General features: G+C 70.0%; 10 protein-coding genes. 6 read left to right on the top strand and 4 right to left on the bottom strand.

Annotated features, from left to right (window positions below; genetic code table 11):
- Positions 1 to 126: 126 nt before the first annotated feature.
- Positions 127 to 1,545: a hypothetical protein gene (locus ACN6LM_RS23650; RefSeq protein ID WP_445067390.1), complete on the bottom strand. Its 1,419-nt coding sequence runs from the start codon at positions 1,543 to 1,545 to the stop codon at positions 127 to 129.
- Positions 1,546 to 1,648: 103 nt separating this feature from the next.
- Positions 1,649 to 1,843 carry a hypothetical protein gene (locus ACN6LM_RS23655; protein WP_445067391.1) on the bottom strand — a complete coding sequence of 65 codons (195 nt, stop codon included), beginning with the start codon at positions 1,841 to 1,843 and terminating at the stop codon, positions 1,649 to 1,651.
- A 157-nt stretch (positions 1,844 to 2,000) separates the two neighbouring features.
- Here ACN6LM_RS23655 and ACN6LM_RS23660 point away from each other — a divergent pair, with 157 nt between their 5' ends.
- Positions 2,001 to 2,975, top strand: a complete 975-nt coding sequence (locus ACN6LM_RS23660; protein WP_445067392.1) for a carbohydrate kinase family protein — start codon at positions 2,001 to 2,003, stop codon at positions 2,973 to 2,975.
- Between the two features lie 8 nt (positions 2,976 to 2,983).
- Here the strand turns inward: ACN6LM_RS23660 and ACN6LM_RS23665 are convergent, their stop codons facing one another.
- A complete protein-coding gene (locus ACN6LM_RS23665) occupies positions 2,984 to 4,366 on the bottom strand; it encodes a cysteine desulfurase/sulfurtransferase TusA family protein (RefSeq protein WP_445067393.1) in 1,383 nt (460 codons plus the stop codon).
- A 267-nt stretch (positions 4,367 to 4,633) separates the two neighbouring features.
- Between ACN6LM_RS23665 and ctaC the strand changes: the two genes are divergently transcribed.
- From ctaC to ACN6LM_RS23685, 4 genes are all read left to right on the top strand, one after another.
- A complete protein-coding gene (ctaC, locus tag ACN6LM_RS23670; RefSeq protein WP_445067394.1) occupies positions 4,634 to 5,596 on the top strand; it encodes an aa3-type cytochrome oxidase subunit II in 963 nt (320 codons plus the stop codon).
- Positions 5,593 to 7,329 carry an aa3-type cytochrome oxidase subunit I gene (gene ctaD / locus ACN6LM_RS23675; protein WP_073968135.1) on the top strand — a complete coding sequence of 579 codons (1,737 nt, stop codon included), beginning with the start codon at positions 5,593 to 5,595 and terminating at the stop codon, positions 7,327 to 7,329. Before ctaC ends, ctaD begins: the two co-directional genes overlap by 4 nt.
- A complete protein-coding gene (locus ACN6LM_RS23680; protein WP_445067395.1) occupies positions 7,326 to 7,724 on the top strand; it encodes a cytochrome c oxidase subunit 4 in 399 nt (132 codons plus the stop codon). The genes ctaD and ACN6LM_RS23680 overlap by 4 nt, the downstream gene beginning before the upstream one ends.
- Positions 7,725 to 7,849: 125 nt before the next feature.
- The gene (locus ACN6LM_RS23685; RefSeq protein WP_445067396.1) at positions 7,850 to 9,106 is read left to right on the top strand and encodes an Ig-like domain-containing protein; all 1,257 of its coding nucleotides are present in this window, start codon (positions 7,850 to 7,852) and stop codon (positions 9,104 to 9,106) included.
- A 23-nt stretch (positions 9,107 to 9,129) separates the two neighbouring features.
- On the opposite strand, the gene ACN6LM_RS23690 is transcribed toward ACN6LM_RS23685, so the two are convergent.
- Complete coding sequence (locus ACN6LM_RS23690; protein ID WP_425814808.1) at positions 9,130 to 9,531, bottom strand: response regulator transcription factor; 402 nt, start codon at positions 9,529 to 9,531, stop codon at positions 9,130 to 9,132.
- 202 nt (positions 9,532 to 9,733) lie between these two features.
- On the opposite strand from ACN6LM_RS23690, the gene ctaE reads away from it, so the two are divergent.
- On the top strand, positions 9,734 to 10,354 hold the full coding sequence (ctaE, locus tag ACN6LM_RS23695; protein WP_026171689.1) for an aa3-type cytochrome oxidase subunit III: 621 nt from the start codon (positions 9,734 to 9,736) through the stop codon (positions 10,352 to 10,354).
- Positions 10,355 to 10,358 lie beyond the last annotated feature (4 nt).

The raw sequence follows: 10,358 nt of genomic DNA on the forward strand, positions 1-10,358 counted from the left end.
CCCCCCCCCCCCCCCCCCCCCCCCCCCCCCCCCCCCCCCCCCCCCCCCCCCCCCCCCCCCCCCCCCCCCCCCCCCCCCCCCCCCCCCCCCCCCCCCGCCATTTCCGCTTCGCCGTACGAGGAGGGCTCAGGCGCGCGGCACCACGGAGCCCGACGCCTCGTCCACGACCTTCCGGCCGTCCAGCGGCCGTTCCAGCGTGACCGTACGGGTCAGCTCCTTCGCGATCATCACGCAGACCTTGCCCGGCTCGGCCTTCTTCTCCGTCACGGCCACCCGGACAGCGTCCCCGTCCTCGCGCGCGCTCGCCGTGTACGTGCTGCACACCCCGCCCCAGAACGTCACCGAGAGCGTCCGCCCGTCCGCGCTGTACGACTGGACCGCCCGGGCCTTCGTCGTGCCGCCTCCGTCCGGGGACGTGCCCGGCACCGGCTCCCGCGTCAGGTACTCCGGGTCCACCGCCACCTGCGTGACCGTGTCCCCGATGCCCCCGGCCGGCTTCACCGAGAAGATCCAGGACGGTACGAGCAGCTGCTCGCCGCCCGTCGTGTGCACCGCCAGGCCGAAGACCGCCTTCTCCACCGTCACCGTCGTCGCGGGCCGCTCCGCACCGGTCTTCGCCCCGCAGCCGACCCCGTCCGACAGCGGGGCCGGCGAGGCGCACCCGCCGATCTCCCCGGCCGGCGGCTGCGCGGCGTTGAGCCGCTTCAGCGCCTCGTCCGCGCCGATCACCGGGTAGGCGTCGCCCTTCTCCAGGGCCTTCAGCTTTCCGGCGCCCCCGGTCACCTGGCCGTCCGGACCGACCTGGATGCCGGTCGCCCAGCCGTGCGTGGGCAGCCCGTCCACCACCGGATCGGCGTTGACCACCCGGGCCGAGCCCATCAGCTGGCGCGCGTCGAGCGCGGCGCCGTCCTGGCCCGTCGCCCTCAGCACCGGCGCGGCGGCGGCCTTCGCGGTCTTCTCGTCCACGGGCTGCCCGGTGCCGCCCGGGGCCACCGCGCAGACGGCCCCCTTCTTGCAGTTGTCCGTCCCGCCGGAGCCGTACCGGGTGAAGGTCCAGCTCCCCGGCGCCTGCTTGTTCACCCGCAGCACCGGACCCGAGCCGTCCCCGTCGGAGCCGACCTTCCAGGACGTGGCCTCCGCCTGCGGGGTGCCCGGCAGTCCGAGCGCCTTGGCCAGCCTGGCCACCTCGGCGGCCGTGACCGTGCCCCCGGCGCGCTGGACGGCGGCCTTCTCCGGCCCGTCCGGCAGCTTGCCGGACGCGCGGTAGACCAGCCGCCCGCCGTGCGGATCGGGCTCGCCGGGGGCGATGCCCTCGCGGGAGGGGTCGGCCGGCGTTCCGGCGTCGTCCAGGGCCAGGGGTGGGGGAGTCCCGCCGCCACCGGACGCCGTGCTCCGCGTGTCGTCGCCGCCGCCGTCCGCCGCGGTCGCGGCCCAGTACGCGCCGCCGCCGCCGGCCAGCAGGACGGCGGCCGCCACCGAGGCCGCGACCAGCGGGGAACGCCGCCGGGTGGTGGTCACGTCGTTGTCGGGTCGCTCGGTGCTCACCGGATCGCTCCTTCGCCTGCATCGCCGCCGTGCGCCCGGCCGGCGCACGGCCCGCCGCGTGGGGCGGGCAGGGCTGGGACGGATCAGCGAGGCCGCTGGTTCCCTAGGGCCTCTCCTCCATCGCGTCGATCAGCCGGGCGGAGGCGGGCGGCACGGTCACCCCGTGGATCAGGGCGGGCGCGACGCGGGTAGGGGTGATCCTCGCGGGAACCACCCAGTGCGGGGCCATCCGTGCGCAGTCTCCGCGCAGCTCGGCCAGACCGGTCTCGGACTCGCGCGGGGCGATGTGGTTCGGCATAACGGCACCGTAGGCACCATGGAGCCCGCGAAGAAAGCCCTACTATCGGGTAGTTTTTCCGCTTCGAGGCCGGCGCGAGCGGGTAGCGTGAACTGTCACGTCACCCCTGGGACGCGGACATCCGTTCCCCTTCGACCTCCGCAGGAGACGTCTCCCCGTGCGTATCGCAGTCACCGGCTCCATCGCCACCGACCACCTCATGACCTTCCCCGGCCGCTTCGCCGACCAGCTGGTCGCCGACCAGTTGCACACGGTCTCGCTCTCCTTCCTGGTCGACAACCTGGACGTACGCCGGGGAGGGGTCGCCGCCAACATCTGCTTCGGCATGGGCCTGCTCGGCACCAAGCCGATCCTGGTCGGCGCGGCCGGCTCCGACTTCGACGAGTACCGCGCCTGGCTCGAACGGCACGGCGTTGACACCAGCGGTGTACGGATCTCCGAGGTCCTGCACACCGCCCGCTTCGTCTGCACGACGGACGCCGACCACAACCAGATCGGCTCCTTCTACACCGGCGCCATGAGCGAGGCCCGCCTCATCGAGCTCAAGGCCGTCGCCGACCGCGTGGGCGGCCTCGACCTCGTCTCCATCGGCGCCGACGACCCGGAGGGCATGCTCCGCCACACGGAGGAGTGCCGTACGCGCGGCATCCCGTTCGCCGCCGACTTCTCGCAGCAGATCGCCCGCATGGACGGCGACGAGATCCGCATCCTCCTCGACGGCGCCACGTACCTCTTCTCCAACGAGTACGAGAAGGGGCTCATCGAGTCCAAGACCGGCTGGACCGACGAGGAGATCCTGGGCAAGGTCGGCCACCGGGTCACCACGCTCGGCGCCCAGGGCGTGCGCATCGAGCGGGCCGGCGAGGAGCCCATCGAGGTCGGCTGCCCCGAGGAGAACGTCAAGGCCGACCCGACCGGCGTCGGCGACGCCTTCCGGGCCGGATTCCTCTCCGGCCTCGCCTGGGGTGTCGGCCTGGAGCGCGCCGCCCAGATCGGCTGCATGCTCGCCACGCTCGTCATCGAGACCGTGGGCACCCAGGAGTACACCCTGCACCGCACCCACTTCATGGACCGCTTCACCAAGGCGTACGGCCACGAGGCCGCCGCCGAGGTCCACGCGCACCTCGTCTGACGCGTCGCTCAGGAGAGCCGGCGGACCACATGGGCCGCGCCCCGGTCCGCCGGCTCCTCGCCCACGTACTCCTGTTCGCGCATCGCGCACCACGCCGGGATGTCCAGCCGGGCCGCCTCGTCGTCGGAGAGCACGGTCACCGTGGCGCCCACCGGCACCCCTCCGATCACCTTTGCGAGCTCGATCACCGGGACCGGGCACCGCTTGCCGAGCGCGTCGACCACCAGCGAGTCGTCCGGGGCGGGCGAGGGGGCCGCGGCAGCCGGCGCGCCCAGCTTCTCGCGGACCCCGGCGACCAGGCCCGGCAGCACCTCCAGGAAACGGTCGACGTCCTCTTCCGTGGTGCCCCGGGGCAGCGACACGCGGACGTTCCCCTCGGACAGGACGCCCATCGCCTTGAGCACATGGCTCGGCGTCAGCGTGCTGCTCGTACAGGACGAACCGGACGAGACGGAGAAACCGGCCCGGTCCAACTCCCCGAGCAAGGCCTCCCCGTCGACATAGAGACAGGAGAAGGTCACCAGATGCGGCAGCCGCCGCACCGGATCGCCGACCACCTCCACATCGGGCACCAGTGCGGGCACCCGGGCCCGGATCAGGTCCACCAGGGCCCGCAGCCGGGCCGCCTCCGCGTCCGCCTCCGCCCGCACCGCGCGCAGGGAGGCGGCCGCCGCGACGATCGCCGGCAGGTTCTCGAACCCCGGCGCCCGCCCCGACTCCCGCTCGTCCGCCGGCCCCTGGGGCGCGAACCGGACCCCCTTGCGCACCGCGAGCAGCCCGACCCCGGCCGGTCCGCCCCACTTGTGCGCGCTCCCCGCCAGCAGCGACCAGCCCTCCGGCACCGGGCCCCAGGCCAGTGACTGCGCGGCGTCCACCAGCAGGGGCACCCCGGCCGCCCGGCACAGCCCGGCCGCCTCGGCCACCGGCTGCTCGGTGCCCACCTCATGGCTGGCGGACTGGAGGCAGGCCAGCGCGGTGTCCTCGGTCAGCGCCCGCCCGAACGTCTGTGCGTCCACCGCGCCGGTCCGCTCGACCGGGACCCGGGCGACCGTGCCGCCCCGGTCCTCGTGGTCCGCCGCCGCGTGGAGGACCGACGAGTGTTCGACCGCCGACACCACCAGACGGCGTCCGACACGCCGACGCCCGGCGAGCGCGCCGGAAATTCCGGAATGCACCGCCCGGGTGCCCGACGAGGTGAACGTGAGCTCGTCGGGGCGGCACCCGACGGCCTCGGCGGCGGCCTCCCGGGCCGCGTCGAGCAGCAGCCGGGCGCGGCGTCCCTCGCGGTACAGCCGGGCCGGATCGGCCCAGCCCTCGTCCAGCGCGGCAAGCAGCGCCTGGCGGGCGACGGGGTGCAGGGGGGCGGCGGACGCCGCGTCGAAGTAGGGCACCCGGTCACGCTAGCCCGGAGCGCCCCCGCCGCCCCCCACCGGCCGCTCCGCCAGGTGGAGGGGGCGTCAGATGGCGGCCGGAGGCGCGAATTCCACCCCTTCGGGGAGTCGGGCGGCGCGTTGGGCACCCTCCCCGCGCGACCCCAAATAGCGTCCAGTAGGGTTTGGTCCGCATAAACATCCAAACCCCTGCCCGCACCGGGCCGGCGACCGACCAGCGAGACGGCCGCGCCGACCGTGCGGGCGAGACTCTCGGGAAGGCGCTACGTGAGTCCCAACGGCTCCGACCGCTCGTCGCGGCGCCCGATGCGGCGGAAGCTGCCGCAGGTGCTGACTGCGGGCCTGATCCTGGCGACCGCCACCGGTTGCACGTACAAGGACTTCCCCCGCCTTGGTATGCCTACGCCGGTAACGGAAGAGGCCCCACGGATCCTTTCCCTCTGGCAGGGCTCGTGGGCGGCAGCGCTCGCCACGGGCGTGCTGGTCTGGGGCCTGATCCTGTGGAGCGTCATCTTCCACCGGCGCAGCCGCACCAAGGTGGAGGTACCTCCGCAGACCCGGTACAACATGCCCATCGAGGCGCTGTACACCGTGGTCCCCCTGATCATCGTCTCGGTGTTGTTCTACTTCACCGCCCGGGACGAGACGAAGCTCCTCACGCTCTCCCCGAAGCCCGCCCACACCATCAACGTGGTCGGCTACCAGTGGAGCTGGGGCTTCAACTACATCGAGAACGTGGACGGCTCCGCCGCCACGGGCAACGAGGTCCCCAAGGAGCTCGACGCCATCCCGAACAGGTTCCGCAAGGACTTCCCCAAGGGTGCGGACGGCGTCTACGACGTCGGCATCCCGGGGGACCGGAACCCGCAGACCGGCAACCCGGGACCGACCCTCTGGCTGCCCAAGGGCGAGAAGGTCCGTTTCATCCTGACTTCGCGTGACGTCATCCACTCCTTCTGGGTGGTGCCGTTCCTCATGAAGCAGGACGTCATTCCGGGCCACACCAATGCCTTCGAGGTGACTCCCACCCAGGAGGGCACCTTCATGGGCAAGTGCGCCGAGCTCTGCGGCGTCGACCACTCCCGGATGCTCTTCAACGTCAAGGTCGTCTCCCCGGAGCGCTATCAGGCGCACCTCAAGGAGCTGGCGAAGAAGGGCCAGACGGGCTACGTGCCGGCCGGCATCGAGCAGACTGACCCGGCCAGGAATGCGGAGACGAACAAACTGTGAGCATCCTCAACGAACCTCAGGGTGCCGCGGCAGCAGACGACTCGTACGAGGACGAGCTGCCGGTCCGGCGCAAGCAGCCGGGAAACGTCGTCATCAAGTGGCTGACCACCACTGACCACAAGACGATCGGCACGATGTACCTGGTCACATCGTTCGCCTTCTTCTGCATCGGCGGCCTGATGGCGCTCTTCATGCGCGCCGAGCTGGCCCGGCCGGGCACGCAGATCATGTCGAACGAGCAGTTCAACCAGGCGTTCACGATGCACGGCACGATCATGCTGCTGATGTTCGCGACGCCGCTGTTCGCCGGCTTCGCGAACTGGATCATGCCGCTGCAGATCGGCGCGCCCGACGTGGCGTTCCCGCGGCTGAACATGTTCGCGTACTGGCTGTACCTCTTCGGCTCGATCATCGCGGTGGCCGGCTTCATCACCCCGCAGGGTGCCGCCGACTTCGGGTGGTTCGCCTACTCCCCGCTCTCGGACGCCGTCCGTTCGCCGGGTGTCGGCGCCGACATGTGGATCATGGGTCTGGCCTTCTCCGGGTTCGGCACGATCCTCGGTTCGGTCAACTTCATCACCACGATCATCTGCATGCGCGCGCCCGGCATGACGATGTTCCGCATGCCGATCTTCACCTGGAACGTGCTGCTGACCGGTGTGCTGGTCCTGCTCGCCTTCCCGGTCCTGGCTGCCGCGCTGTTCGCTCTGGAGGCGGACCGCAAATTCGGTGCCCATGTATTCGACGCGGCCAACGGCGGCGCCTTGCTATGGCAACACCTCTTCTGGTTCTTCGGCCATCCAGAGGTGTACATCATCGCCTTGCCGTTCTTCGGGATCATTTCCGAAGTGATCCCTGTCTTCAGCCGCAAGCCGATGTTCGGTTACATCGGCCTGGTGGCCGCGACCATCTCCATCGCCGGCCTCTCGGTGACCGTGTGGGCCCACCACATGTACGTCACCGGTGGTGTGCTCCTGCCGTTCTTCTCCTTCATGACGTTCCTCATCGCGGTGCCCACCGGGGTGAAGTTCTTCAACTGGATCGGCACGATGTGGAAGGGCTCTCTGTCCTTCGAGACACCGATGCTCTGGGCGATCGGCTTCCTGATCACCTTCACCTTCGGTGGTCTGACCGGCGTCATCCTGGCCTCGCCGCCGATGGACTTCCACGTCTCCGACTCGTACTTCGTGGTCGCGCACTTCCACTACGTCGTCTTCGGCACGGTGGTGTTCGCGATGTTCTCCGGCTTCCACTTCTGGTGGCCGAAGTTCACCGGCAAGATGCTGGACGAGCGGCTCGGCAAGATCACCTTCTGGACGCTGTTCGTGGGCTTCCACGGCACGTTCCTGGTGCAGCACTGGCTGGGTGCCGAGGGCATGCCGCGGCGTTACGCGGACTACCTCGCCGCGGACGGCTTCACCGCGCTGAACACCATCTCGACCATCTCCTCGTTCCTGCTCGGCCTGTCGATCCTGCCGTTCTTCTACAACGTCTGGAAGACCGCCAAGTACGGCAAGAAGATCGAGGTGGACGACCCGTGGGGCTACGGCCGTTCGCTGGAGTGGGCGACCTCCTGCCCGCCGCCCCGGCACAACTTCCTCACGCTGCCCCGTATCCGCTCCGAATCCCCGGCGTTCGACCTGCACCACCCGGAGATCACGGCGCTGGAGCAGCTGGACCACGCCTCCGAGGGTGACAAGGCCCTCGCCGGCGGCAAGGAGGCGGGCAAGTGAAGATCCAGGGCAAGATGTTCCTCGGTCTGGCGCTGTTCATCCTCGTCATGGCCGTCACGTACGGCGTGTGGTCGAAGGAGCCCGTCGGCACCACCGCGCTGGTCCTCGCGTTCGGTCTGAGCCTCATGATCGGCTTCTACCTGGCCTTCACGGCCCGGCGGGTCGACGCGATGGCGCAGGACAACAAGGAGGCCGACGTCGCGGACGAGGCCGGCGAGGTGGGGTTCTTCTCCCCGCACAGCTGGCAGCCGCTCTCGCTGGCGATCGGCGGTGCCTTCGGCTTCCTGGGCGTCGTCTTCGGCTGGTGGCTGCTGTTCTTCTCGGCGCCGCTGCTCCTGATCGGCCTCTTCGGCTGGGTGTTCGAGTACTACCGCGGTGAGAACCGCACCCAGTGAGACCGGTCAGCCGCTAGCACACCGCTCCACCTGACGGGGGGCCGACACTTCGACGAGAAGTGGCCGGCCCCCCGTTTGCAGTCGTCCCGCGCGCTGAAACGGACGAATGTTCTTAGCGTGAGTCCATGAACCACACGCTGCGCATCCGTCCCGTAGTGAGCTGCACTCTGCTGGCCGCGACCTTGGTCGCCGGGGCGGCAGCCTGCGGGGATTCCGATGGCCACCCCCTGTCGGCCCAGCCGTTCGACGCGGCCGACGAGGTGTCCTTCAACACGCCCGACGGCGGCAAGAAGGTCGACCCCGACAAGCCCCTGGAGATCCGGGTCGACGCCGACGACGGCCGGATCACCGACGTATCGGCCGTGGACGCCGCAGGACGCCATCTGGCGGGCGAACTCGACGCCGACGGACACCGGTGGCACTCCACCGCTCCGCTGGCCGCAGGGACCCGTTACACCGTCAAGGTCCGTATGGAGGACGACGACGGGGCCCCCGGCACCCGCACGATGTCCTTCGACACCGCCAAGGCCACCAAGTTCCTCGAGGTCACCTTCGGCCCTCGGGCGGGCACCTACGGCGTCGGCCAGCCCCTCGTCGCCACGCTCAGCGCCCCCGTCACGGACAACGCCTCACGCGCCACCGTCGAGCGCGGACTGCGGGTCCGCTCCACGCCCGCGGTCACCGGCTCCTGGTACTGGGTCGACGACAAGACGCTGCACTACCGGCCCAAGGAGTACTGGCCGGCGAAGGCCGACATCGAAGTCAGCTCCAACCTGACCGGCATAAAGGTCACCAACGCGCTCTACGGAGCCCCCGCCAAGGCGTTGAAGATCACCACGGGGGACCGCATAGAGGCCATCACGGACGCCTCCGAGCACTCCATGACGGTGCTCCGCAACGGCGAAGTGATCAACACCATCCCAGTCACCACGGGCAAGCCGGGCTTCGACACGCGCAACGGCGTCAAGGTCGTGCTCGGAAAGGAGCAGTACGTACGTATGCGCGGTGAGTCCATCGGAATCGCCGCCGGGTCCTCGGACTCGTACGACCTCGACGTCTACTGGGCCACCCGGGTGACATGGAGTGGCGAATACGTGCACGCGGCGCCCTGGTCCACCGGCTCGCAGGGGTACGCCAACGTCAGCCACGGCTGCACCGGCATGAGCACCAGCGAGGCCGAGTGGTTCTTCAACACCGTGCGCGAGGGCGACATCGTCAGCGTCGTCGGCAGCGACGGCGAGACGATGACGCCCTTCGACAACGGCTACGGCGACTGGAACCTGTCCTGGGCCAAGTGGCAGAAGGGCAGCGCGCTGAAGAACGACACCACCGCGCCGCGGGCCGACACGGTCGAGGCGGCGCGGCTGCGCCCCCAGGTCTGACCGTGCGACCCGTCCGTGGGGGCTCAGGCCCCCACGGACAGCCGTGTACGCAGCAGGGCGGCCAGGGCGTCCGCGAACTCCACCGGCTCCACCGGCAGCGTCACCGCGGCGTCCGCGCGGCTCCAGGTGGCCAGCCAGGCGTCCTGCGGGCGTCCGATGAGGACCAGGACCGGCGGGCAGCGGAAGATCTCGTCCTTGATCTGCCGGCAGACGCCCATGCCGCCCGCCGGAGCGGTCTCGCCGTCCAGCACGCAGACGTCGACGCCCCCGTGCTCCAGGGCGTCCAGGACGGCGGGCAGGGTGGCGCACTCCAGGAACTCCACCGGCGGCACGTCCGCCGCGGGCCTGCGCCCTGCTGCCAGCCTCACCTGCTCACGGGTGTGCGCGTTGTCGCTGTAGACCAGGACCGTGGCGGTCGGCTGCATGGTTCCTCCGTGACATCCGTGTCTTCGGGGCACTCGGGGCGCTCGGTGGGCGAGAGCCGTCCGATGCGCGGATCGTACTCCGCCCGACTGCGTGTCAGCACCGGTTCGCACAGCCCTTCCATGGGCCGTTCGGGCAGGACACACCCCTCTGACACACCGAACGGCACCCCCCGGAGTGAGGGCGGGATAAGCGACCGACATAATGTCGGTCGTGGCGACAGCAACGACAGTAGAAACCGGGCACGCGCACCCGTCGGTCAATCGACCGAACCTCACCAGCGTCGGAACCATCATCTGGTTGAGTTCCGAGCTGATGTTCTTCGCGGCCCTCTTCGCGATGTACTTCACCCTGCGATCGGTGACCGGACCGGAACACTGGAAGGAAATGGCGTCCGCCCTGAACTTCCCGTTCTCGGCGACGAACACCACGATCCTGGTGCTCTCCTCACTCACCTGCCAGCTCGGCGTCTTCGCCGCGGAGCGGGGCGATGTGAAGAAGCTCCGTGCGTGGTTCGTGATCACTTTCGTGATGGGTTCGATCTTCATCGGAGGCCAGGTCTTCGAGTACACCGAGCTGGTGAAGAAGGACGGCCTCTCGCTGTCCTCCGACCCGTACGGCTCGGTGTTCTACCTGACCACCGGCTTCCACGGTCTGCACGTGACAGGCGGTCTCATCGCCTTCCTGCTCGTCCTGGGCAGGACATACGCGGCCAAGAGGTTCACCCATGAACAGGCGACCGCCGCCATCGTCGTGTCCTATTACTGGCACTTCGTCGATGTCGTGTGGATCGGCCTCTTCGCCACGATCTACATGATCAAGTAACCGG

The organism is Streptomyces sp. SAS_281 (assembly GCF_052542855.1).